The organism is Novosphingobium sp. FG137 (assembly GCF_057809735.1).
Map to the genome: position 1 here is coordinate 269,797 of NZ_JBMDKN010000001.1, position 24,349 is coordinate 294,145.

Below are 24,349 nucleotides of genomic sequence, written 5' to 3' on the forward strand. Positions count from 1 at the left end.
AGAAGGGCTCGCAAGTCGATACCGCGAGCCCTTCCAATACATTGATCAGCGTGGAGCGATTAGCCGCCGTTGCTGTCGCTCGACTTGGTCGCTTCGTAGATGGCGAAGCCTACGGCGCCGCCAGCCAGCAGGCCGAGGCCGATATCTTCACCGGTCACTTCGCGCGATTCGCGCTTCGCCGGGGCAGTGGTGCGAACGGCCTTGAGCCGCTTCACGGAAACAACGCCCGGAGTGGCCGCAGCGGCGCGGACCGGCTCAGCGTTTGCGGCCGTGCCAGCGAGGACTACGCCAAGCGTAGCGGCACCGGCGATGGCGATCTTGAACATGCTCATAGTCCCACACTCCAATAACTTTACGGAAATACGCTTAGTACGCTTTAGTGATTCGATCAACCCGAATGTTGCATCGCATACGCATTGTTGCTGCGACTGCGAAGGACGAAAAATGCCGCGCGTTGAAGCACATCGAATCCAAACATGCTGCAAACTCGCAACCGCAAACGCTTCGGCGCGCCACAGGAACGGCTCGCCTTAAAACGCACGATCGTGAACCAGAACGTTGACGGTAGCAAAAATGATGCGGATATCGCGGATGGCCGTCCAGCCATCGAGATACTCGAGGTCTGCCTGCAGACGGCTGCTCAGATCAGCCTCCGAATCGGTCGCTCCACGCAGGCCGCGAATCTGGGCGAGGCCTGTCAGACCGGGCTTCAGCGAGTGGCGCAGCAGATAGCGCGGGTCGACTTCCCAGAACCGCTTCTGGCCAGCCAGCGATCCGATCGCATGGGGGCGAGGCCCGACAATGCTCATGTCACCCCGCAGCACGTTGAGCAGCTGCGGTAGCTCGTCGATGCTGGTCTTGCGGATAAAGCGGCCGATGCGCGTGATGCGGTCATCGTCGCGGCTGGCCGAACGGGCGCCCGTCGCATCGAGCTTCTCGACGCGCATGGAGCGGAACTTGTAGATCCAGAACAGGCGGTTGTTACGGCCCTGCCGCTGCTGCATGAAGAACACCGGGCCGCGGTCCTCCAGCCAGATCATCAACGCGACGACCAGCAGCAAGGGCGCCAGCACAATCGTAGCGCTACCGGCGATCGCAAGATCCATCGCGCGCTTGACGCCCCGTGCCCTGAGGCCAAGCGGCCCCACGGACACGACGAGCGAGCCGAACCCGTGGCCGAACCCGGCACCGAGCACGCCCAGCTCCTTCACTTCAGGATCGACGATTTCACCGCAGATGTTCGAACCCTTGAACACCATCGCCCAATCCTTGCGGCGTTCTGGCGGGCAGGTCACGATCACCCGGTCCATGTTCGTCATGAACATGCCAAGCCTGTCGAGCATGTGCGGATCACTGCGATCTGGCCGCAAGCGATGCTCGCGCGAGTCGATATGCCAGGCATGCGGAACGCGCACCGGGCTTCCACCATCGTCGATCACCAGCACGTTCTGCGCTGTCGGGCCGCAGCCGGAGCGGATGATCGGCTGTGCGACCGCTCGCGCCCAGGCCATGCCGCCTGCAATGACGAACAGGCTGGCCACCGTGGATACGCGCGAAAACTGTTCGCTCGATTTGGTGAAGAACGCGATGAAGATCATCATCGTCAGCGCCATGGCCATGGCCATCATCGAACGCGATTGGCTGTACCGCAGCGAAGTGAGTGCCTGGATCGTATAGGCCCGCGTCATGAGCGCCGCGCCCCAGTAGAGAGGCACATAGAGCTCGATCTGCTGGATGGTCTGCGGGTCATTGGCATGACCTATGTAGAGCAGGCTGACGAGCAATGAGGCGCCGACGATCACCAGGCCGTCGATCAGCAAAAGGAGCAGATAGGCTTGGAGGCGGCGCTTCTCGAGCGACGGCGCCAGCGGCAACTTGAGCTGGCGCTTCACGCCTGATGGCCCATCGCCCCCCGAACCGGTGGGCGACGCGACAGTATCTCTGTCTCGCTGCAACGTCGTCATCGCTAAAGCACCTTTTTGAACCGCTTGAAATCAGCGTTCCGGTTGTGCGACCCGGACGACAAAAGCTCTTATAAGCAGATTCCTCGGTATCGGTAGGAATGCTGCGTTGCAATACGTACAGCGTTATCGGCCAAAAACAAGCGAGTCGGTGTGATCGCCGTCACAACCGGTCTGACAGGAGCGGCAACTCGTCGGAATGGTCAGCGGGCCGCTGCGCGTGCTATTTCAGCAAGACCTTGAGATAAAACAATTTCGCCATTGCGGTTGTCCGCGAGGATTTGGCGGTGCAGGTTCATCAGCCGTTCAACGAGTCGTCCCAGCTTGCGTCCGCGCCAACGCCGAAGTTGCTGCGCCAGATCGGGTTTGTCCCGAAAGAATACACGCCGCGCAGCCATTTCCTGCTCAAGAAACGCGTTAACATCGCCGCGACCCCGCATTCGCCCAGCGAGTTGCGCGAGCTGTGCGGCACGGCGCTCGAATGCAAGAAGCAAGCCGACGGGACTGAGTTCAAGCTCCTGCATGCGTGCCAATTCGGAAGAAAGGCGCGCAATGTCTCCTGCAAGTACGGTGTTGACCAGGGGCATGAAGCTGTCGTCTTCGCTGACTGCAGCGATGGCATCAAGCGCGGCGGCATCAGCCCGCCGTGGCGACTCGGGGCTCGCATCAAGATAGAGCGCGAGCTTCTCGATCTCTCCGCGTGCCATACGCGTGTCGAGCGCCGCGCCACGGGCAATGCGCTCCGCCAGTTCGTCGGTCAGCAGCAGGCCAACCGGATCCGCCATTTCGCGGACCGCGAGCGTGACCGAGCGGAGATCCGGCGGATGGAACATGGTAACAAGTGCGTCAGGCCGATCGACGAGCAGTTTGGCGATGCGTGACTTGTCGGTTGCCGAAGTGGCGAGGATGAACACCGGCCAGCCCTTGATCGGGCTGGCAAGCAGGGTCTCGACCGCATCATGAATTTCATCGCCCGAGCAGCGGATATGGATCTGGCGCTTGTCGCCGAACAGCGACACCGAACGCGCCTCGTCTGCCAGCCGCACCGGATCCCGTCGCAGGTCCGCACCGGCCAGCTCGATCCGCTCGAACTGGCCTTGCTGCGCGGCAATGTGCGCGGAAAGGCGCGCTGCCGCATCTGCCGCGCCAGCTTCATCAGGGCCACAGAAATAGAAGACTGTTGCGTCCGCAGCGGCACGCGCAATCTGGCCAGCGAAGTTCTTCTGGGTCGCCTTCACGGCGCGCTCAGCCTGCCTTGCGCAGTTTCGTGGCGACGCGGGTCACGATCTGGTCGGCCACCTCGTGGCTCAGGTTCTCGAGCGCGGTCTGCTCGGCAGCGATCACCGCATATTCGCTCGAGACGATGTCGATGCCCGCGTCGGCACCTGCAGTTGCGTCCAGCACGATCTCACCGCTTGCCAGATCAACGAGCTGATACCTTGCACGCAAGGTCCGCCGCTCGCGGGTCACTGCATCGTTCGAGAGCAGGCCGAGGCCCTGCAGTTGTTCGTCAAGGCGAACATCAAGCCGGTAGCGCGGTGCGCCCTGCGCACCGGCACCGAGCCGGTCGACCAGAGCGGCTCGCACGAGCCATCCCGTCTTGCCCTCGATGGATGTCACGTCGACGCCGGCCAGCGCCTGCGCAACTTTGCCGCTGCCGCCGCCTGCGTACATCGGCTGAAGACCGCAACCGGCCAGCAGCGCCAAAGGCGCAAGGGCGGCGAGGAGGACTTTACGCGACAAGGTTCACCAGCCGATCAGGCACCACGATCACCTTCTTCACTTCCGCCCCGTCCAGCGCACGCTGCACTTTGTCCGACGCGAGAGCAAGCCGTTCGAGTTCTTCCCGCGGGGTTCCCTTGGCAACAGTCAACGTGTCGCGCAGCTTGCCCTTGACCTGCACGGCGACCGTCACTTCATCATCGACCAGCAGCGCCGGATCGACTGCGGGCCAGGCCGCATCGGAAACCAACCCCTCGCCCAGCGCGGCATGAGCTTCCTCGGCAAGGTGCGGCATCATTGGCGCAACCAACAGCAGCAGCGTGTGGATCGCTGCGGTGCGGTCGGCGGAGGGCGCGGCCTTTTCGGTCGCGCCGGTCAGTTCATAGATGCGCGCCACGGCCTTGTTGAAACCAAGTGCCTCGATGTCCTGCGCTACGGCGTGGACGGTCTGGTGCGTCTTGCGCCGCAGTGCGAGGTCCTCACCTGCCGCTGCCGCATCCGCTGCACCGAACAGGCGCCACAGTCGCTGCACAAAGCGCCAGCAGCCTTCGATGCCCGCTTCCGACCACGGCAGGTCACGCTCGGGCGGACTGTCCGACAGCATGAACCAGCGAATCGCGTCGGCGCCATACTTCGCGACGATCTCGTCGGGATCGACCACGTTCTTCTTGGACTTCGACATCTTGATGACGCGGCCGATTTCGACAGGCGCGCCATCCGCCTTGAGTGTCGCGCTTTCCGCCGTGCGCTCGACTTCACCTGGCGAGAAGAACACGGGCTGGCCGTTCTCGGGGTTGCGCCGTTCGTAGGTTTCGTGCGTCACCATGCCCTGCGTGAACAGGCTGGCAAAGGGCTCCTTTACCTCAAGTTTGCCGATCCGCGCCAGCGCCCTGGTCCAGAAGCGGGCGTAGAGCAGGTGCAGGATCGCGTGCTCGATCCCGCCGATGTACTGCTCCACCGGCAGCCACTTCCTGATCGCCTCCGCATCGAACGGCGCATCACCCGGCTGGCTGGCAAAGCGCAGGAAGTACCACGACGAATCGACGAAGGTATCGAGCGTATCGGTCTCGCGCCGCGCCGGGTGGCCGCATTTCGGGCAATCGACATGCTTCCAGGTCGGGTGGCGGTCGAGCGGGTTGCCGGGCACGTCGAACGTGACGTCCTCGGGAAGCACGACCGGCAGATGCTTCTTGGGCACGGGCACCACGCCGCAGATCTCGCAGTGAATGAACGGGATCGGCGTGCCCCAGTAGCGCTGGCGCGAGACACCCCAGTCGCGCAGGCGCCACACGGTCTTGCCTTCGCCCCAACCTTCAGCCTCGGCGCGGGCGATCACGGCGGCTTTTGCTGCGGTCACGTCCATGCCGTCGAGGAAGCGCGAGTTCACCAGCTTGCCGGGGCCGGTGTAGGCCTCGTTGCCCTCGAACACGGGATCGGTCTTGTCGCCATCGGCGACGACCCGGACGACTTCGAGGCCGTACTTGCGGGCGAAGTCGATATCGCGCTGATCGTGCGCGGGGCAGCCGAATACCGCGCCCGTGCCATAGTCCATCAGCACGAAGTTCGCGATATAGACCGGCAGCGTCCAGCCACTGTCCAGCGGGTGCAGTACCTCGAAGCCGGTGTCGAAGCCCAGCTTCTCTGCCGTTTCCAGCTCGGCGGCGGTGGTGCCGCCCTGCTTGCACTTCGCGATGAAGGCCGCTGCCTCGGGCGAATCCTTGGCAATCGCCTGCGCGATGGGGTGATCTGCAGCGATGGCAACGAAGCTTGCGCCAAACAGCGTGTCCGGCCGGGTCGAATAGACCTCGATGTCCTCGGCCAGCGGGGCTACCGGCTTGAAGCGGAACTGCAGGCCTTGCGACTTGCCGATCCAGTTCTCCTGCATCGTGCGGACCTTTTCAGGCCACTTGTCGAGGCCGGAGAGCCCCTCCAGCAGTTCGTCGGCGAACTCGGTGATCTTGAGGAACCACTGGCTCAGCTTGCGCTTCTCGACCAGCGCGCCGGAGCGCCAGCCGCGTCCGTCGATTACCTGTTCGTTGGCAAGCACGGTCATGTCGACCGGATCCCAGTTCACGGTCGATTCCTTGCGGGTGACGAGGCCCGCCGCATAGAGATCGAGGAACAGCGCCTGTTCGTGGCCGTAATAGTCCGGCTCGCACGTCGCCAGCTCGCGGCTCCAATCGAGCGCGAAGCCGAGGCGCTTCAGCTGCGCCTTCATGTTGGCGATGTTGGCGCGGGTCCATCCGCCGGGATGGACTCCCTTTTCCATCGCGGCATTCTCGGCCGGCATGCCGAAGGCGTCCCACCCCATCGGGTGCAGCACCTCGAACCCGCGCATGCGCTTGTAGCGGGCGAGCACGTCGCCCATCGTGTAGTTGCGCACGTGGCCGATATGGATGCGCCCCGAAGGATAGGGGAACATCTCGAGCACATAGCTTCGCGGCTTGGGCGAGGCGTCGTCCGCCCGGAAGGTCTGGCGTTCGTCCCACGTACGCTGCCAACGCAGATCGGCGGTGGCAGGATCGAAGCGCGTGGATTCTGGGCGAACGGGTTCTGGGCGGTCGACAGTCATGCCGCCCCCTCTAGGGAGCGGCGCGAAGCCGTGCAACCGTCAGGCGAGGGTAAACCCGCCCGGAATTCAGCCCTGGACCAGCGTCTGCCGCCGCAGATCGCGCGCTTTGGTGAGGATGATGTCTTCCAGCTTCTGGACAGTGGCGGCCTGGACCGGGGCATCGACCCAGTTTCCGGCCTGGCTCACCTGGCGGCTGGCGGCGATCCGCAGTGCGTCCGCGCGCAGATCCTGGTCGAGGATCGAGACGGTGAGCTTCATCCGCTCGTTCGGGTTGCGCGGATTGGCGTACCAGTCCGTCACCACCACGCCGCCGTTGCTGTCGGTCTGCACGAGCGGCATAAACGACAGCGTCTCGAGCGTGGCGCGCCACAGGTAGGCGTTGACGCCGATCGTCGTCACCTTGCTGGCCGCGAGGTCCAGCTTGGGGCGCGGCTTTCCGCCACATCCCGCCACGAGGCCGGTTGCGGCGATGACGAGCAGGCCGGTTGCGATACCCCGGACGAGCGAAGAAGAAATGCGGGGGCGTGTCGTCACGTGCATACTGTCCTTGCTGGCGGGCGCCTGCGCGGCCTCGCCGTGCGTCCTGCCTTGTGAAATCCGCGCCTTTGCGACGCCTTGCGGCTGGCGCTCTATCACCCCCGCGCTGCGCGCCGCAAGGGCAATGCAATGAATGGTGAATTGCGGCTTATGCTAGTATGAACGAGCAGGCCACGGTTATCGGCAAAGCGATGACCTGTGGGCCAGGTGCAACAGGTTTGCCAAGACACGCTGCCGGGCGCACCAGAAAATCGTTGTCCTACTGGAAATTATCCTCAGGGCACCGTATGTCCAACTTACAGAGCGCGCGTTCAGATTCGCTGATGTGGCGATTTGCGTGCCTCGGTAACGGGAAAGTCCAGGCAGGCCATGGGTGGCAAGACGATCAAGGGAGCCAAATCGCACGGAGTTTTCCGTGCGCGCGTGCTGCCGTTGATCGGTTGCGCGCTGCTTGGCATGGTCGCGGCGCCCGCGCTTGGCAGCGCCTTGACTGGCGGCTTCGTCTCCTCACCGGTGAGCCTATCGGCGCGCGGCGGAATCGGCTCTTTCACGCCAGCGTCGGTTGATCCCAAGCTCGTTTCGGAAATCACTGCGCAGATCCAGGGACGTACTCCCGGTCATGGCCGGCTGTTCCGCTTCACTCCCGCTGGGATGGAAAATCGTCCTGATCGCGCGGTGACGGTGGCGGTGCGCGTCAATGAAATCGGCTCGCAGAACCTCGTCGTTCGCACTTCGCTGCCTGCTGGGGCGAGCGCACCCGGCGCTGCGCCGATTCGGATCGCGCCGATGGTCTACAATCTCGGTCTTGCCCGCGGCTATCAGAGCTTCGCGGCTGCACCGGGTGTCTCGCGTGAGAGCGCGCGGCTCGATATCCAGCGTCTGGACATGCCTGACCTGCGCGCCATCGGCCGCAAGGACAATTTCATCACGCCTTCGTCCGGCGTTTCGTCGCGGCTTGCCCCGCGGATCGAACTCGATACGCGTGACCATGTCGGCCACACCCCGCGGACGTTCGAGAGCCAGAACGATTATCAGGTCGATCTGGGCGGAAGCTATCGCCTGACGCGCAACCTCGATGTTACCGCCGGCGTGCGTTACTCGCCCGAGCGTGATCGGCTTCGTCCGCTGACCGATGGCAAGAAGGATAGCCAGGCGGTCTACGTCGGAACCCAGTTCCGGTTCTAACCCTTGCCGTTGTGAACCGATGCGGTGCAGTCGTATGCCCGCAGCCTAAGTGCTTGTCGGCTAGCGGCCTTGCGTTTACCCTCCCTGCCATTGACCGGAGAGGGAGTGTACAATGACGCGCGTTGCTGTGGTTACCGGGGGTACTCGGGGTATCGGTGAAGCCATTTCCCTCGCGCTGCAGGCGCAGGGCCGCACGGTTGTTGCCAACTATGCAGGCAATGAGGAAAAGGCGCGCGCGTTCACGGAGCGGACCGGGATCAAGGCCTATCGCTTTGACGTGGGCGATCATGAAGCGACGCTCGAAATGTGCGCGCAGATCGCTGCTGAGGTTGGCCCGATCGACATCGTGGTCAACAATGCCGGCATCACGCGCGACGGCGTGCTCCACAGGATGACTTTCGACGACTGGAACGAGGTGATGCGCATCAACCTCGGCGGATGCTTCAACATGGCCAAGGCCACGTTCCCCGGCATGCGCGAGCGCGGCTGGGGCCGCATCGTCAACATCGGTTCGATCAACGGGCAGGCGGGCCAGTACGGCCAGGTGAACTACGCTGCAGCCAAGTCCGGCATCCACGGTTTCACCAAGGCTCTGGCGCAAGAAGGCGCCAAGTACGGCGTGACCGTGAACGCCATTGCGCCGGGCTATATCGATACCGATATGGTCGCGGCAGTGCCCGCGCCGGTGCTGGAGAAGATCGTCGCCAAGATCCCGGTCGGCCGCCTTGGACAGGCTGACGAGATCGCGCGCGGCGTTGCTTTCCTGACCTCGGAGGACGGCGCGTTCGTCACCGGCTCGACGATGAGCATCAACGGCGGCCAGCACATGTATTGATCGGTGAATGCCCCGCCTCTTCTTGGGCGGGGCAGCACCTCGGGTTCACTCGACGGTGATTCCCGCAACCTTCCAGCCGTCGCCTTCAGAGGCCATCTGAAGCGTTTCCGTCACGCGGGTTTGCTGGCTGTAGCGGGCCGTGAACGTGATCACCCAGTAGCCGTTGGGCGGCGCGGCGGTGAAATCGACTGTCGCCAACTCGCGGGATATCGGCTTGCCGACCCGGGCGCGCACCGACTGCGAGGCCTGCGCCCACCATTCGACGGTATTGAGCAGCTGAAACGACTTGTGGGCGGCCCGCCAGCTCGCGGTCCAATCGTCATGGTCGAGCATGGCAAGGAAACGCCGCGCCGCATCTGTCGCAGCCGCTTCGCTCGCCGATGTGGGCGTAACTGCGGCAGCGGGACTGGCGGGCGCACTGGCAAGCTCCATGGCTCCTGAAGGAGCGTGGGTGCCGGACTGGGCAAGCAAGGCAAGCAAGGCAAGGCTGAACGTCATGGCGAGTCCTCCGACAATCCACCCGGCACGGCGCCAATCGCCATCACCTAGGGCTGTCTGCCGGTCTGGATGCGCCGCAGCGGGCAGTGCCGCATCCCCGATTGGCTTGTCCCCCAGCAATTCGGGGTGCTGAGCTTCGATCTGGTGCAGCAATCGCGCTGCCTCGCGGCTGCTTGATACCGCCAGCTTGCGCCGGGCATCCCGCAGCCGTTCATGAATGGTGTGGACAGAAAGATCGAGGTGGCGCGCGATGGACTTGGCATCATGACCGCCAAGCAGAAGGCGCAGCGTTTCCTTTTCCTTTTCGGTGAGTGCCTGATATCCGCTCGACATTCCGCCGATCTAGAGACGCCGCCTGTTGCGGGCCACCCCCAATAATTCGTATCTCCCGTCCATGGCCGTCCCATACCACCCACCCATCAAGCGCTCTGTCGAGATCGCCGGGCACAAGACTTCGATCAGCCTTGAGCCGCTGTTCTGGGATTCGCTGCGCGCGGCTGCCGAAGCGGAAGGCGTGCCGATCAACGCCCTTGTCGCGCGGATCGATGCCGAACGGATTGGCGCAGAAACGCCTCCAGGGCTCGCCGGTGCGATCCGCCTGTGGCTCGCTTCGCGGGCGCTAGAGGGCTGAGAGCGCGAAGCCCGCTGCCGCGGCGATGGCGAGCGTTGGCATTATCCCACGTTTCAGGAGGAAGAGCATCGCGGCGGCGCCTGCGGCGATCACGGCGGCGCGCCAGTCGAGGCTGGCGAGATCGGGCATTCCCGCTGCCGACACGCGGCCGAAGAGCACATGCATAGCGAACCACAACGCCAGATTGGCGATCACGCCGACAACCGCAGCCGTGATCGCCGCCAGCGCGCCTTGCAGCCGTTCGGCGCGCTCCAGTCGTTCCATCCACGGCGCGCAGGCGAAGATCCACAGGAAGCAGGGGGCGAAGGTGACCCATGTGGTGAGGCCTGCGCCGAGCAAGCCGGCAACGAGCGGCGACAAGCCGCCCGGATGGCGCCACGCAGCGATGAAGCCGACAAACTGCGTGACCATGATCAGCGGACCCGGCGTTGTTTCGGCAAGGCCGAGGCCGTCCGCCATCTCGCCGGGTGATAGCCAGCCGAACCCGCTCACCGCCGCCTGCGCCATATAGGCGAGCACCGCATAGGCTCCGCCGAAGGTGACGACGGCGAGGCGGGAGAAGAACAAACCGACCTGCCACAGCACATGATCGGGACCGAGCGTGACGAATTCCAGCGCCAGGGGCAGACCCCAGATGGCGAGCCATACCGCGACGGTCCGGACGGTCAGGACCACGAGCCGACGCGGGGCCTGCAGCAGGCCGTCGCCAGTTGCGGCATGGTGTGTGCCCAGCCACTGCGGCGCCCACTTCGCCGTTGCCGCGCCGAGAAGACCGGCCGTCAGGATCACCAGCGGGAAGGGCGCGTGCAGGAGCGTCAGCGCCAGTGCGGCCAGCACCGCCAACGCCAGCTTGAAGCGCGTGCCCAGCGCCCGCCTCGCGACACGGATCAGCGCCTGCAGGACGACGGCCAGCACCGCTGCCTTGATGCCAAGGAACAGGGCTGCAAACCAAGGGAGCCCGGCCGCCACGACATAGAGCAGCGAAAGCCCCAGCATCACCGCCGCGCCAGGGAGGACGAACAGCAGCCCTGCGATCAGCCCGCCGCGCACCCCATGCAGCCGCCAGCCGATCCACGTGGCGAGTTGCTGGGCTTCGGGACCGGGCAGAAGATGGCAGAGATTGAGAGCGTGCAGGAACGCGCCCTGTTCTACCCAACCGCGCTCATCGACGAGTTCGCGTTGCATCAACGCGATCTGCCCGGCGGGTCCACCAAAGCTGAGACAACCGATCCGCGCGAAAACGCGGGCCAGTTCTGCCAGCGTGGGCGCCCGCATCAGTCGCCGCCGACGCGCTCCACGTCCGCGCCGATCAGCGCGAACTTCTCCTCTAGCCGCTCATAGCCGCGATCGAGGTGATAGAGCCGGTGGACCTGCGATTCGCCCTCGGCAGCAAGGCCTGCGATCACGAGGCTCATCGAAGCGCGCAGGTCGGTCGCCATCACTTCGGCGCCGTGCAGCTTGCTCACGCCGTGGACGATGGCCGTGCGGCCCTTGGTCTCGATATGCGCGCCCATCCGGTTGAGTTCCGGCACGTGCATGTAGCGGTTCTCGAAGATCGTCTCGGTCAGCACGCTCGAACCATTGGCGAGGCAAAGCATCGCCATGAGCTGCGCCTGCATGTCAGTCGCAAGGCCGGGATAGGGCGCGGTGGAAAGCGTGACCGGACGCAACTGGCCGTCGCTGGCGACGCGCAAGCCGCCGCGAACCTGCTCGACCAGAACGCCCGCATCGCGCAGCGCCTGAATGGTGGAGGCCATGTCTTCGGCGCGCGCGCCGGCGAGCGTGATATCGCCGCCAGTGATCGCGGCAGCGCAGGCATAGCTCCCTGCCTCGATGCGGTCAGGCATGACCATGTAGGTCGCGCCGTGGAGCCGGTTCACGCCGTGGATGGTGATGTCGGACGTGCCGATCCCTTCCATCTGCGCGCCCATTGCGACGAGCAGGTTGCAAAGGTCGACGATCTCCGGCTCGCGCGCGGCGTTGTGCAGCGTGCTGGTTCCCCGCGCGAGGACGGCCGCCATCAGCGCATTCTCGGTCGCGCCGACCGAGACGATCGGGAAGCTGTAGTCACCGCCCGGCAGCCCCCCGTCCGGCGCAATCGCGCGGACATAGCCTGCCGCAAGTTCGATCTGCGCACCGAAGGCTTCGAGCGCCTTGAGGTGCAGGTCGATCGGGCGGTTGCCGATGGCACAGCCGCCGGGGAGCGAGACAGTCGCCTCGCCCGCGCGGGCCAGCAGGGGGCCGAGAACCAGGATCGAGGCGCGCATCTTGCGGACGAGATCGTAGGGCGCGACTGTCGAAGTCAGCCGTGTCGCCTGCAAGGTCATCACCCGGCCGAAATCTTCAGGCCTTGCGCCTGCGATCGAGGTCGAAACGCCGAACTGGTTGAGCAGGTGCTGGAAGCCATCGATATCGGCAAGGCGCGGCAAATTGCGCAGCGTTACCGGCTCTTCGGTCAGGAGCGCGCAGGGTAGCAGGGTCAGCGCAGCATTCTTCGCGCCCGAGACTGGAACCGTGCCGGAAAGGCGGTTACCGCCACGAATGATGATCTTGTCCATCGCGGTCGTTTACCTCTTTTGAGGCCTTGCGCAACAGGATCGAAATGATGGCGCACTAGCACCACGTTATGCCACAGTGCGGCTGAGGCCGTTACCGGCCGTTCAGCAAGGGGGATCAGACACGACATGTCCGGTAGCAATGCATCGCAGCCCGTCCGCAAGCCTGTCCGCAAGGCGGTGTTCCCCGTGGCAGGCATGGGTACGCGGTTTCTTCCGGCAACCAAGGCGATCCCCAAGGAAATGCTGCCGATCATCGACCGGCCGCTGATCCAGTATGCGGTGGACGAGGCGCGCGAGGCGGGTATCGAGCAGCTGATTTTCGTGACCGGTCGCGGCAAGACGGCCATCGTCGAGCACTTCGATACGGCTTTCGAGCTTGAACGGACGATGGCCGATCGCGGTAAGGACCTCTCGATTCTTGATGCGACCCGCATCCTTCCCGGCAATCTCGTGACCGTCCGCCAGCAGGTGCCCATGGGCCTTGGTCATGCGATCTGGTGCGCGCGTGCCATCGTCGGCGACGAGCCATTCGCGATTTTCCTGCCCGACGAGCTGATGATCGGCTCGCCCGGTTGCATGAAGGAGATGGTGGAGGCCTACAACGAAGTCGGCGGCAACCTCATCAGCGTGCTTGAAGTGCCGGAGGAGGAGGTGTCCAGCTACGGCGTGATCGCCCCCGGCGCGCGCATTTCAGACAAGCTTACCGAAGTGACCGGGCTGGTCGAAAAGCCGAAGCGCGAGGAAGCGCCTTCGAATCTCATCATCTCCGGCCGCTATATCCTGCAGCCGGAAGTCATGCGCACGCTGGAAGGCCAGGAAAAGGGTGCGGGCGGCGAAATCCAGCTGACCGATGCGATGGCGCGCATGATCGGCGAGCAGCCGTTCCACGCCGTGACCTTCACCGGGCGGCGGTTTGACTGCGGCAGCAAGGCCGGTTTCGTCGAGGCAACGCTTTCGCTGGCACTCGAACGGCCCGACATGGCGGACGACGTCCGCGCGATCATGCAGCGTCTGCTCGCGCAGTAATCCGGCGGTTCAAGCCGCCTTCCACCGCAGGGGAAGGCGCTTGAGCCCGCCGACAAATGTGGACTTGGCGCGTGCAGGTTCGCCCGCCAGTTCCACGCTATCCAGCCGGTCGAGCAGCACTTCGAACAGGATGCGCATCTCGAGCCGCGCGAGATGGAGCCCGAGGCACTGGTGCGCCCCTGCTCCGAAGGCGAGGTGGCGGTTGCCCTCGCGTGCCGCGTCGAAGCGGCGCGGATCGGGGAACTGCGAGGGATCGTGGTTCGCCGCAACGTAGTTGAGCATCAGCCAGTCGTCCTTGGCGATCTTCTGCCCGCCGAGCTCGGTATCGACCGAGGCGGTGCGCATGAAGTGCTGCACCGGCGTCGTCCAGCGAATGGCTTCCTCGACAATGCCTGCGAGCAGGCTGCGGTCTGCCTTGACCCGGGCAAACTGCTGCGGATCGCGGGCCAATGCCAACATCGCGCCGGCGGTGGAGGCACTGGTCGTATCGTGCCCCGCGCTGGCGGTGATGATGTAGTAACCGGCGGTGACCACATCATCGAGCGGTGCGCCGTCAATCGTGCCATTGGCGATGACCGTGGCGACGTCATCCGTGGGGTTCTTGCGCCGCTCGGCGGCGAGCGCGGCGAAATAGGCCTCGAAGTCCTTCACCGCGCCCGCGACGATCTGAGTGATCATTTCGGGCGGCAGGTCCTTGATGCCGGACTGGTTGAGCTCCTCGTCCTGCCCTCCGAACATCTGCTGCGTGAGCACGAGCATGCGTTGCTCGTCCTCCTCCGGCACGCCGAGGATCTGCATGACCACGTGGAGCGGATAGGGCGAGGAAACGAGCTTGGTGAAATCGCCCTCACCACCTGCGGCCAGAAGGCGGTCTACGGTGGCCTCCGCGATCTTGCGGGTGCGCTCTTCGATCGTGCGCAGGTTCTTGGGCATGAACCAGTCCTGCGTCAGCCGGCGCAGCTTGGGGTGCAGCGGCGCATCGAGCTGCACCAGGGATTGCACCAGATGCGGGCTTCCACCGGTGATCGCGCGGGCGAGCGCATCGGTGCTGCGCAGCGTGAACACGGTGGGCTTGGGATGGTTGAGGAAGGTCGCGTTGTCCTTGCTCGCGGCCATCACTTCGTCGAACCCGCTGACCAGCCAGAACGGCTCGTGCAGATCGGCCGACGAGATCACCTTCGCCACCTGCAAGCCTTCGCTGCGCAGCACATCGAACTGGTCGAGCAGCGGATCCCATGCCGAATAGGCGGCAGGATCGATCACGGCGCGGCCGATTTCCTCGGGAACGATGCGGTCGGCGGTTGTGGCCATGGAATGCGTCCTTGAATGAGGGGTCAGGCGGCTGCTGCGGCGGCCGCCTTGTATTCGTCGCGCAGCAGCCGCTTGAACAGCTTGCCGGTGGGCTCGCGCGGCAGGTCCGCGCGGAAATCGATCTGGCGGGGGAGCTTTACGCGGCTGAGCTGCGGAGCGAGCCATGCGGTCAGCTCCTCGGCCAGCGCGTCGCCTGCGTCGGCAATGTCATGCGGCTGGACGACGGCGACGACACGCTCGCCCATGTCGGGATCCGGGGCGCCGATCACGGCGACGTCGGCCACCTTGGGATGCGTGATCAGGAGGTTCTCGATCTCCTGCGGGTAGATGTTCACCCCGCCCGAGATGATCATGAAGCTCTTGCGATCGGTGAGGAAGAGGTAGCCGTCCTCGTCCTCCCAGCCCACGTCGCCAAGGCTGGTCCAGCCATGCTTGTTGGTGGCATCGCGCGTCTTGTCGGGATCGTTGTGGTAGGCGAAGGGATTGCCGCCCTCGAAGAAGACCTGACCTTCGGTGCCGCGCGGCAGTTCATCGCCGTTTTCGCCGCAGATGCGGATCGTGCCGAGCAGCGCACGGCCGACCGAACCGGGGCGCTCCAGCCATTCTGGGCTCGAGATAAAGGTGAAGCCGTTGCCTTCGGTGCCGGCATAGTACTCATTGAGCACCGGGCCCCACCATTCGATCATCGCGCGCTTGACCGGGACGGGGCAGGGCGCAGCCGCGTGAATCGCGCCGCGCAGCGACGAGAGATCGTAGCGCGTGCGCACCTCCTCCGGCAGCTTGAGCATGCGCACGAAATGTGTGGGCACCCATTGGCTGTCGGTCACCTTGTAGCGCTCGATCGCTTCGAGCGCCTTCTCGGCATCGAACTTTTCCATGCAGACCACGGTGCCGCCGAAGCGGTGAATGGTCATTGACCAGCGCAGCGGCGCAGCATGGTAGAGCGGCGCGGGCGAGAGATAGACCGCGTCCGGGCGAATGCCGAAGGGGCCACCTGCGAGCATGATGAGCGAATTGGCGCCGCCGATCGCGGGATCCTCGGGCAGCGGCACCCGCACGCCCTTTGGCTTGCCAGTGGTGCCGGACGAATAGAGCATATCGCAGCCCGCGCGTTCATCGGCGATGGGTTCGGCGGGCATGGCGTTGAGAGCTGCGGCAAGATCGTGTTCGCCGCTCCCGCCGAGGCGCAGCTGGGCGACTTCGGGCGCCAGCGCGGCGACGGCATCGAGCAGCGGCGTGAGCGCGCCCGAGCCGACCAGCAGCTTTGCGCCGCTGTCCTGCGCGATATAGGCGACTTCGGGCGCGGTGAGGCGCGAGGATATCGCGACGTAGACAATCCCCGCGCGCTGCGCGCCCCAGCACAGCGAGTAGAAAGCCGGGTGGTTCTCGAAGCAGAGCGCGATGGTATCGCCGATGCCGATCCCGCGCGAACGCAGCAGTTGGGCGAAGCGGTTGCTTTGCGCTTCGAGTTCTCCGTAGGTCACGACCTCGCCGCTACCGGACATGATCACGGCAGGCTTTTCGGGATTGGTTTTCGCGTGGACGCTCGGGTGGTAGTGCATGCGCATCCTCTCAGGATCGGCGGCTCGATCAGGCCGTTGTTTCCGAGAGTTTAACCGTTCGATTAATGCGTGCAACGGGATTCGTCAGCGGCTTGCATTTCCGCACCACGCGCGCACGCCAGAAAAGAAGAAGGCGGCGTTTCCGCCGCCTTCATCCCATCCTCTCCAAGATGACTTTTTGTCGCGGCGTTCAGCGCGCCAGCGGGGCAGGAACGTCGCTCTGCGCCAGAACGGTGTCGGTCGAGACACCCGGTGCGACGGTCTGCATATAAGGAATGGGGTTCACCGCCTCGCCACCGATGCGCACTTCGTAGTGCAGGTGCGAACCAGTCGAGCGGCCGGTCGAGCCCACGTAGCCGATCACGTCGCCCTTGCGGACGCGCTGGCCTTCGGCAACCGCGATACGCGACATGTGGCCGTAGCGCGTTTCCATGCCGCCGCCATGCTCCAGTTCGACGAAGAGGCCGTAGCCGCCGAACCAGTCGGCCTTGCCGACGACGCCATCAGCCGAAGCGTGGATCGGGGTGCCGGTGGTGGCGGGAAGATCAATGCCCTTGTGCGCGCGCAGACCGCCGAGGACGGGGTGAACGCGCATGCCGAAGCCGCTGCTCATGGCGCGGTTCGACGAAACAGGGACGAGCGAGGGGATCGAGACACCGCCATTACGCTGGGCGGGGGCAGCAGCACCAAGCGGTCCACCCGTTTCAAGCGCCTTCCAGCTTGCGAAGAGCTTGTGAAATTCATCATCGGCGGGAGCAGCGGTGGTGCCGTTGCGGGCAGCTTCGGCAGCGCGGAGCGGGGCGGCAATGTCGGCCGACGCAGCGCTGTTCGCCATGGCGGGAACCGAGAAGAAACAGGCAAGGGCACCAATCGAGCCAAGTACCAGCTTCGTAATCTTGTTGTTAACCATTACGACCCGCTAACCCTTAATCGCCCCGACCGTGCAGCATCAAATGCGCTGCATATTATCAGAGCCGACCCACCTGGATCTTGCCAACGGCCTGCCGGATCATCCCGGCCTGCCTGGCAAGCTCCCTGAGGACTAAGCGGAAACCCCTCCCGCTGCCTCGACGACATCGGGTTAGGGGGAAGTGTCTTAATCAGACAACCCCTGACATCAATTCGTACGATAAACCGGCTGCACGACGCGCCGAGTCGTTGAACGGTGGCTTAACAGCCCCTCGAAAATGCCGCGCAACAAGCGCTTTCCACAAGGCTGGCGGTGATTCATGGCGCTCATCGCACAGTCTCAGGAAGTGCGTTGTGCCGTAGCGCACATGCCGAATCTCGTCGTTCAGGATACGCTCGAGAATCCGTGCCGAGCGCTGATCGCCGGCAGCGGTAAAGCGGGCGATGGTGACTGGAGTTACGTCGAGACCGCGCGCTTCGAGCACCATGGGGACCACGGCCAGGCGGGCCGCAAGATCATGCGCGGTCTCGCGTGCCGCGTCCCACAGCCCGTCATGCGCGGGCAGTGCGCCATAGTCCGAGCCGAGGGTGCGCAAACGACGCGCGAGCAAGGAGAAGTGCATCGCCTCGTCGGCCGCAACATCGAGCCAATCGCTCACGAAGTCCGGCCCGCGCTCGGCGCCGAATCGGCCTGCCGCATCCAGCGCCAGGTCGATCGCGACGAATTCGATATGCGCGAGGGCATGGAGCAGCGCGAGCCGACCGCGCTCCGAACCGCCACGCCCGCGCTTGGGCATGGCGTTCGGCGGCAGCAACTCGGGCCGTGCCGGGCGGGCTGGCTCGTCAGGCATTGCCGCGTCGAACGCGAATGCCAGCCGTCCGGCCGCCCATTCGCGCCGTACCGCGCGCGTTGCCATGGCCTTGGCCGAGGGATCGGCGGTGAGCATGGCACCACGGATCGCCGCAGCAATGCTGGTCCTCGTCATTGCCCGGTCAAAGCGCCTTGGCGGCGGCGAGCACCTCTTCGGCGTGACCCTTGACCTTTACCTTGGGCCAGACCTGCGCGATCGTCCCATCCGCCGCGACGAGATAGGTCGTGCGCTCCATGCCCATATAGGTGCGGCCATACATGGACTTCTCGGTCCAGATACCCAGAGCATCCGAAAGGCCACCTTCTTCCGCATCGCTGGCGAGCGGTGCGGCAAGGCCATGCTTCTCGATGAACTTGAGGTGCTTCTTCGGCGGATCCTTGCTCACGCCGAGCAGCGCGGCGCCGGCCGCATCGAACTCGGCCGCGAGCGCGGAAAAGTCCTTGTTCTCCGTGGTGCAGCCGGGGGTGTCGTCCTTGGGATAGAAGAACAGTACCAGCTTGCGGCCGAGAAAATCGGACGGCTTCACAGTGCCGCCTTCGGGAGTTGTCATGGCAACATCAGGCAGTTTGCTGCCCGCGCCGATGGTCTCGCTCATTCGTGGATCTCCAGTTTTTCGTCAAAAATGGTGTGCCAGCAGGCCGCGATATCGCGGCGGGCCGCCAGCACGGCAGTCAGCAGGCCCGGCCAATCAGCGAGACCGCACGCTTTGGCAACGATAGCGCGGCTGGCTTCGGGCGGATAGCGTCCGTCAGGGGCAACGAGGCGCACGACGATGAGCAGCCGCGCCAGCAGATCGTGCGCGGCGCGCAAGGGGGCCGGCAGCAGACCTGCCGAGATCAGGGCATCGACTGCACACCCGAGATCGGGATCGAGCGCGGTACGCTCGCGCAGCTGCAGATAGTGGACGAGGAACTCCAGATCGACGAGCCCGCCGCGCGCCAGCTTCACGTCGAGCGGGCCCGCTGGCGGTTTGTGCTGCGCCATTTCGACGCGCATCGCATGGACGTCGGCGCGCAGCTTCTGGCCGTCACGGGGGCGGTGCAGCACGTCATCGATGATCGTCGAAAGCGCGGCGCAGTCTTCTGCCCGTCCGAACAGGGGCCGCGCCCGGCACAGCGCCATGTGCTCCCAGGTCCACGCATCCTCGCGCTGATAGCGCGCAAAGCTCTCAAGACTCACCGCGAGCGGCCCTTGCGCACCGCTGGGCCGCAGACGGACGTCCACTTCATAGAGCGCGCCCGCCGCAGTCGGGGCGGACAGCGCTGCGATCACCCGCTGGGCGAGCCGGTTGTAGTAAAGCGTGCTGCCAAGCGGTCTGGCTCCGTCCGATTCGCCGGTGTGATCGCCGCTGAACAGGAACACGATGTCGAGGTCCGAGGCATGGGTGAGAGCCGCACCGCCCAGTCTGCCGAGCCCGAGGATAACGAGTTCGCTGCCGGCGATCTGGCCGTGTGCGCGGACGAATTCGCCCCGCGCCGCTTCAGTGAGTACGAGAATCGCGGCTTCGGCGATGCGCGAAAGGGCGGCGGCAACGTCGAGCGGATCGCGCCAGGTTTCGCTTGCCTGGCTTTCGATCAGTTGCACGCCGAGTGCAAAGCGCCACTCACCGACCTTGCGGCGCACGGCATCGAGCAGGCATTGGTAATCATCGCCCGCCTCGCAGCGCCGAAACTCGGTGGCGAGGCTTTCGACACTGCCGGGCAGATCGAAAGCGCTGCGATCGATCAGCGTGTCGAGCAGGTCCGAACGGCGGGCGAGCTCGTCGGCCAGCGTGGGCGCGTGGGCGAGGACGCGCATGACGACGCCGAGCAGCGCGGGCCGCGCCTCCAGCAGCTGGAAGATATTGATCGCGCTCGGCAGCCCGGCAAGCAGACCTTCCCAGCGCAGTAGCGCGCGTTCGGGATCGGGCGCTGCGGCCAGAGCGCCGAGCAGCGTGCCGCGTAGACGCGCAAAGGCGGCGCGGGCTTCGGCGCTGCGCAGGGCGCGGTACTGGCCGTTTTCCCAGCTTTCGATTCGTGTGGCGAGCGGGCCTGGATCGGCAAAGCCAAGCGCCTGCAGTTCCTGTTCGAGTGGGCGGGCGGTGACGGGGACCGCCCCGCTTGGCGCATAAGTGGCGATCAGGTTGTCGAACCGGCTGCCGACGGCCTCCGAGATTCGGGCAAGTTCTTCCACCAGCGCCGCGCCGGATCTGAGGCCCTCCAACCGCGCCACGGCATCGAGTTGAGCGGGATCGGTTGGCAGGCTGTGCGTCTGCTGGTCCGCGATCATCTGCAGTCGGTGTTCGAGTGTGCGCAGCCGGTCGTAGCTGTCGCCAAGCAGCACGGCGTCATCGGTGGTGACGATTCCGGCCTCCGCAAGAGCGTCGAGCGCCGCGCGGGTGCCGCGCAGGCGCAGCGCCGGGTTGCGGCCACCGTGGATCAGCTGATGCGTCTGGGCGAAGAATTCGACCTCGCGGATGCCGCCGCGCCCGCGTTTGAGGTCATATCCGGGGCCGACGGCCTGCCCTCCGGCATAGTGGTCGCGAATGCGCGTGGTCAGGCGTCCGATTTCGGCAATCGCGCCGAAATCAAGGCTGCGGCGCCAGACGAACGGGCGGATCGCATCGAGAAAGACCTGCCCTGCGACGACGTCCCCTGCTGCCGGACGCGCACGGATATAGGCAGCTCGCTCCCATGCCAGCGCGCTCGATTCGTAATGTGTGATGGCGGCGACAAAGGGCAGCGCCAGCGGTGTGACCTCGGCCGCAGGGCGCAGGCGCAGATCGACGCGAAAAACGTATCCCTCGCTCGTGATCGTGCTCAGCAGCTCGACCACAGTGCGCGCGATGCGCTGGGCCGCTTCGGCTGGATCGTCGCGTTCGCGGCGCGGCAGGAGGTCGGGATCGTAGAGCAGGATCGGGTCGATATCCGACGAGTAGTTGAGCTCGCCCGCGCCGTGCTTGCCGAGCGCGATGGCTGAAAAACCCCGCGGTTCGGCATCGGGTACGCGGCGGCGCATGGCGGCGATGATCGCGGCATCAAGTGCACAATCGGCAAATGCAGACAGTTCGGTCATCACCCGGTCGAGCGGAAGCGCGCCGGCGAGATCCCCGATGGCAAGCGCGACAGCAAGCGCCAGTCGCTGCCGGCGCAGGGCGATGCCGGTGTCAGGCTCCCCGGACCCTGCCTGATGGGCGGCAGCGAGCGCATCCTCGATTCGGCCGGCCCTGAGCAGCGCCTCGAGATCGGGCAGCCGGTCCAGGCCGCGGGCGAGGAACGGCGCTTCGGTGCGGGCGCGGTGGAGGGCGTGCGCCCAGTCCGCTGTCTGGCTGGTGCCGGTCATGGTTCTGCGATGCCCGGTCGGCGCAGTGCGATCAAGCGCATGCGTGCGGCTTGCCAGCACGCGGGGGCTCTGCCACCTGTGCCGCCACTGCCAGAACCGGCGCTTTAAATGCCATGAGGGAATTGAGGATGAAGATCAGCAAGTCGTTTGGTCGCAAGGTCTTGGGCCTGATGTGCGGTGCTGCGCTGGTAATGCCGATGGCAGCGAGCCACGCTGCGTCCGCAGTGCCTCCGGTCGATGAGGCACTGATGCGGGAGACGATCCGCACGCTGTCGTCTGACGAGTACGAAGGTCGCGGGCCGGGCACTGCTGCCGAGCCGAAGACGCTCGACGCGATCATCGCGCGGTTCAAGGCGGCCGGGCTTCAGCCGGGCAACAAGGGGCAAGATGGCAAGCCGACGTGGCTGCAGGATGTGCCGACGGCAACGATCACCGCAACCAATCGCAGCCCGCTCACCATCACCGGCGGTGCCCAATCGGCAACCGTCACCTCGATGACTTTCAAGCCTTCGACCGAATTCGTGGCAGGCAGCTATCGCATCACGCCGCATACCGAAGTGAAGGACAGCGAGCTGGTCTTTGTCGGCTATGGCATCAACGCGCCCGAACTGGGCTGGAACGACTATGCCGGCATCGACATGCACGGAAAGACCGCCGTCATCCTCGTCAACGATCCGGACTATGCGATGGAAGGCGAGAACGGTCTCTTCCGCGGTCGCCGCATGACCTACTATGGGCGGTGGACCTACAAGTTCGAGGAAGCTGCGCGGCAGGGAGCCACGGGGGCGCTGATCATCCACGATACCTTCCCGGCAGCCTATGGCTGGCAGGTGGTCGAATCGAGCTGGTCCGGCGCGCAGCATTTCGTGCAGACCGCCAACGATGGCGCGGATCAGACCGTGGCGAACGGCTGGATCCAGAAGCCGGTGGCGGAGGCGATCCTCAAGGCGGCCGGCAAGGATCTTGCTGCGCTGACGGCTGCGGCGCAGGCGAAGGGCTTCAAGCCGGTGCCGCTCGGCCTCAAGGCCAGCCTCTCGTTCGACAACACGATCGAGAAAGCCAATTCGCACAACGTCGTAGGTCTGCTGCCGGGCAAGACGCGTCCCGATGAATACGTGCTCTACAGCGCGCATTGGGATCACCTTGGTCGCTGCAAGCCCGATGCGACGGGTGATGACATCTGCAACGGCGCGGTCGACAACGCGACCGGCGTTGCCGCACTGGCGGCGCTGGCCAAGATGAACGCTGCCGCAGGCGGCACGGCGCGCAGCCAGGTTTTCCTTGCCGTCACGCTTGAGGAGTCGGGCCTGCTGGGCTCCGAATACTATGCGCAGAACCCGGTCTACCCGCTCGCGAAGACGGTGGGCGGGGTGAACATGGACGCGCTGGCGGTGGGTGGCCCAGCGAAGGACATCACCGTTACCGGGGGCGACAAGTCCGAACTGACGACGATCCTGCGCAAGGTCGAGGGCGAGATGGGCCTCAGCGAATCGCCGGAGGAGCATCCCGAGCGCGGCCATTACTACCGCTCCGACCACTTCAGCTTCGCCAAGCGCGGGGTGCCGATGTTCGATGTCGCCCGCGGCACCGATCTTGTGGTGGGCGGCAAAGCGGCCGGGCAGGCTGCTTCGGATGACTACACCAACGTGCGCTATCACCAGCCGAGTGACCAGTATCAGGAAAGCTGGGACATCTCGGGCATGGTCCAGGATGTGAAGCTGTTCTACCGGCTCGGCCGCGAGCTTGCCGACAGCTCGGTGTGGCCGAACTGGCACCCGAACGACGAATTCCGGGCGATCCGCGACAAGAGCCTCGCCGAAGCGAAGGGCAAGTAACCCATGACCACGACTGCGCTGCGGATGCCGCCGGAATGGCATCCGCAGGACTGGCTCTGGATCGGCTTCCCGCATCTGGCGGAGGAATGGTCCGGCGTGATCGACGCCGCGCAGGTGCAGATTGCCGCCTTTGCCAGTGCCGTTGCCGATAGCGGACAGGAAGTCCGCCTGATCGTGCGCGACGGAGCCAACGAGGCGCGCGCGCGCAGCTTGGTGTCGAGCGCGGTCACACTGGAGCGCCGGGTCTATGGCGATGTGTGGTTGCGCGATACAGGGCCGCTGGTGGTGTGTGGGGGCGAAGAGCGACGCGCGCGGCTGTTCGGCTTCAACGGCTGGGGCGGCAAGTATCTGATGCCCGGGGACGAGGCAATCGGCGCCGATCTGGCCGCCAGCGCGGGTCTGCCTGCGGACCGTTGCGACTGGATCCTTGAAGGCGGCGCGCTTGATGGTGACGGGACGGGCCTTGTTGCGACGACCGTGCAGTGCCTTCTTAATCCGAACCGCAATCCAGCACTGGCAAAGGCCGATCTTGAAGCGCGGCTGGCGCGCGATCTCGGTTACGAGCGCGTGCTGTGGCTCGGGGATGGACTCATCAACGATCATACCGATGGCCATGTCGACAACCTTGCGCGGTTCGTGGCGCCGAACCGGCTGGCGCTGCCGCGCGCGACGGGGCCGGGCGATCCCAATGCGACGATCTATGCCGATGCGGCAGCGCGGGCGCGTGATTTCGGAGTGGAAGTTGTCGAGGTTCCTTCGCCGGGGCTGGTCGAATGGGGCGGGATGATCCAGCCGGCGAGCTACATGAACTTCGTGATCGCCAACGAGGTGGTCATCGTTCCGGTGTTCGGAACGCAGCATGACGATGATGGCGTCGCCGCGATTGCGGAACTCTTTCCCGGGCGTGCGGTCATCGGGCTCATAGCCGATGCGGTGCTTGCAGGCGGCGGGGGTTTCCATTGTTCCAGTCAGCAGATGCCTGCGGCCTGATTATGCGCCCCTTAACCGGCGCAT

21 protein-coding genes are annotated in these 24,349 nt (G+C 65.1%); 6 read left to right on the forward strand and 15 right to left on the reverse strand.

Annotated elements, in window-relative coordinates; genetic code table 11:
* Window positions 1-59 precede the first annotated feature (59 nt).
* The 6 genes from ACODS2_RS01115 to ACODS2_RS01140 form a co-directional block, all read right to left on the reverse strand.
* Window positions 60-332: a hypothetical protein gene (locus ACODS2_RS01115; RefSeq protein ID WP_488997212.1), complete on the reverse strand. Its 273-nt coding sequence runs from the start codon at window positions 330-332 to the stop codon at window positions 60-62.
* Between the two features lie 198 nt (window positions 333-530).
* The gene (locus tag ACODS2_RS01120; protein ID WP_488997213.1) at window positions 531-1,964 is read right to left on the reverse strand and encodes a sugar transferase; all 1,434 of its coding nucleotides are present in this window, start codon (window positions 1,962-1,964) and stop codon (window positions 531-533) included.
* Window positions 1,965-2,164: 200 nt separating this feature from the next.
* Complete coding sequence (gene holA, locus ACODS2_RS01125; RefSeq protein WP_488997214.1) at window positions 2,165-3,199, reverse strand: DNA polymerase III subunit delta; 1,035 nt, start codon at window positions 3,197-3,199, stop codon at window positions 2,165-2,167.
* Window positions 3,200-3,206: 7 nt separating this feature from the next.
* A complete protein-coding gene (lptE, locus tag ACODS2_RS01130; RefSeq protein ID WP_488997889.1) occupies window positions 3,207-3,635 on the reverse strand; it encodes an LPS assembly lipoprotein LptE in 429 nt (142 codons plus the stop codon).
* Window positions 3,636-3,693: 58 nt separating this feature from the next.
* The gene (gene leuS / locus ACODS2_RS01135) at window positions 3,694-6,255 is read right to left on the reverse strand and encodes a leucine--tRNA ligase (protein WP_488997215.1); all 2,562 of its coding nucleotides are present in this window, start codon (window positions 6,253-6,255) and stop codon (window positions 3,694-3,696) included.
* Window positions 6,256-6,321: 66 nt separating this feature from the next.
* On the reverse strand, window positions 6,322-6,747 hold the full coding sequence (locus tag ACODS2_RS01140) for a DUF3576 domain-containing protein (RefSeq protein ID WP_488997890.1): 426 nt from the start codon (window positions 6,745-6,747) through the stop codon (window positions 6,322-6,324).
* A gap of 414 nt (window positions 6,748-7,161) precedes the next feature.
* On the opposite strand from ACODS2_RS01140, the gene ACODS2_RS01145 reads away from it, so the two are divergent.
* Both ACODS2_RS01145 and phbB read left to right on the forward strand, forming a co-directional pair.
* Window positions 7,162-7,977, forward strand: a complete 816-nt coding sequence (locus tag ACODS2_RS01145) for a hypothetical protein (protein WP_488997216.1) — start codon at window positions 7,162-7,164, stop codon at window positions 7,975-7,977.
* Window positions 7,978-8,089: 112 nt separating this feature from the next.
* Window positions 8,090-8,812: an acetoacetyl-CoA reductase gene (gene phbB, locus ACODS2_RS01150; protein WP_298166123.1), complete on the forward strand. Its 723-nt coding sequence runs from the start codon at window positions 8,090-8,092 to the stop codon at window positions 8,810-8,812.
* 45 nt (window positions 8,813-8,857) lie between these two features.
* On the opposite strand, the gene ACODS2_RS01155 is transcribed toward phbB, so the two are convergent.
* A complete protein-coding gene (locus ACODS2_RS01155) occupies window positions 8,858-9,643 on the reverse strand; it encodes a helix-turn-helix domain-containing protein (protein WP_488997217.1) in 786 nt (261 codons plus the stop codon).
* A gap of 61 nt (window positions 9,644-9,704) precedes the next feature.
* On the opposite strand from ACODS2_RS01155, the gene ACODS2_RS01160 reads away from it, so the two are divergent.
* Window positions 9,705-9,941, forward strand: a complete 237-nt coding sequence (locus tag ACODS2_RS01160) for a ribbon-helix-helix domain-containing protein (protein ID WP_488997218.1) — start codon at window positions 9,705-9,707, stop codon at window positions 9,939-9,941.
* Here ACODS2_RS01160 and chrA read toward each other — a convergent pair.
* Both chrA and murA read right to left on the reverse strand, forming a co-directional pair.
* A complete protein-coding gene (gene chrA / locus ACODS2_RS01165; RefSeq protein WP_488997219.1) occupies window positions 9,930-11,216 on the reverse strand; it encodes a chromate efflux transporter in 1,287 nt (428 codons plus the stop codon). The genes ACODS2_RS01160 and chrA overlap by 12 nt on opposite strands.
* Complete coding sequence (gene murA / locus ACODS2_RS01170) at window positions 11,216-12,499, reverse strand: UDP-N-acetylglucosamine 1-carboxyvinyltransferase (protein ID WP_488997220.1); 1,284 nt, start codon at window positions 12,497-12,499, stop codon at window positions 11,216-11,218. Before murA ends, chrA begins: the two co-directional genes overlap by 1 nt.
* 126 nt (window positions 12,500-12,625) lie before the next feature.
* Between murA and galU the strand changes: the two genes are divergently transcribed.
* A complete protein-coding gene (gene galU, locus ACODS2_RS01175) occupies window positions 12,626-13,525 on the forward strand; it encodes a UTP--glucose-1-phosphate uridylyltransferase GalU (protein WP_421839779.1) in 900 nt (299 codons plus the stop codon).
* A 9-nt stretch (window positions 13,526-13,534) separates the two neighbouring features.
* On the opposite strand, the gene ACODS2_RS01180 is transcribed toward galU, so the two are convergent.
* From ACODS2_RS01180 to glnE, 6 genes are all read right to left on the reverse strand, one after another.
* The gene (locus ACODS2_RS01180; protein ID WP_488997221.1) at window positions 13,535-14,836 is read right to left on the reverse strand and encodes a cytochrome P450; all 1,302 of its coding nucleotides are present in this window, start codon (window positions 14,834-14,836) and stop codon (window positions 13,535-13,537) included.
* Window positions 14,837-14,859: 23 nt separating this feature from the next.
* Window positions 14,860-16,398 carry an acyl-CoA synthetase gene (locus ACODS2_RS01185; protein ID WP_488997222.1) on the reverse strand — a complete coding sequence of 513 codons (1,539 nt, stop codon included), beginning with the start codon at window positions 16,396-16,398 and terminating at the stop codon, window positions 14,860-14,862.
* Window positions 16,399-16,588: 190 nt separating this feature from the next.
* Window positions 16,589-17,233, reverse strand: a complete 645-nt coding sequence (locus ACODS2_RS01190) for a M23 family metallopeptidase (RefSeq protein WP_488997223.1) — start codon at window positions 17,231-17,233, stop codon at window positions 16,589-16,591.
* Window positions 17,234-17,498: 265 nt separating this feature from the next.
* The gene (locus ACODS2_RS01195) at window positions 17,499-18,293 is read right to left on the reverse strand and encodes a ferritin-like domain-containing protein (protein ID WP_488997224.1); all 795 of its coding nucleotides are present in this window, start codon (window positions 18,291-18,293) and stop codon (window positions 17,499-17,501) included.
* Between the two features lie 7 nt (window positions 18,294-18,300).
* A complete protein-coding gene (locus tag ACODS2_RS01200) occupies window positions 18,301-18,774 on the reverse strand; it encodes a peroxiredoxin (protein WP_488997225.1) in 474 nt (157 codons plus the stop codon).
* On the reverse strand, window positions 18,771-21,500 hold the full coding sequence (gene glnE / locus ACODS2_RS01205; RefSeq protein ID WP_488997226.1) for a bifunctional [glutamate--ammonia ligase]-adenylyl-L-tyrosine phosphorylase/[glutamate--ammonia-ligase] adenylyltransferase: 2,730 nt from the start codon (window positions 21,498-21,500) through the stop codon (window positions 18,771-18,773). Before glnE ends, ACODS2_RS01200 begins: the two co-directional genes overlap by 4 nt.
* A 128-nt stretch (window positions 21,501-21,628) precedes the next feature.
* Here glnE and ACODS2_RS01210 point away from each other — a divergent pair, with 128 nt between their 5' ends.
* Window positions 21,629-23,335: a M28 family metallopeptidase gene (locus ACODS2_RS01210; RefSeq protein ID WP_488997227.1), complete on the forward strand. Its 1,707-nt coding sequence runs from the start codon at window positions 21,629-21,631 to the stop codon at window positions 23,333-23,335.
* A 3-nt stretch (window positions 23,336-23,338) separates the two neighbouring features.
* Window positions 23,339-24,325, forward strand: coding sequence for an agmatine deiminase family protein (locus ACODS2_RS01215; protein WP_488997228.1), 987 nt, complete (start codon window positions 23,339-23,341; stop codon window positions 24,323-24,325).
* The last annotated feature ends 24 nt before the right edge of the window (window positions 24,326-24,349 follow it).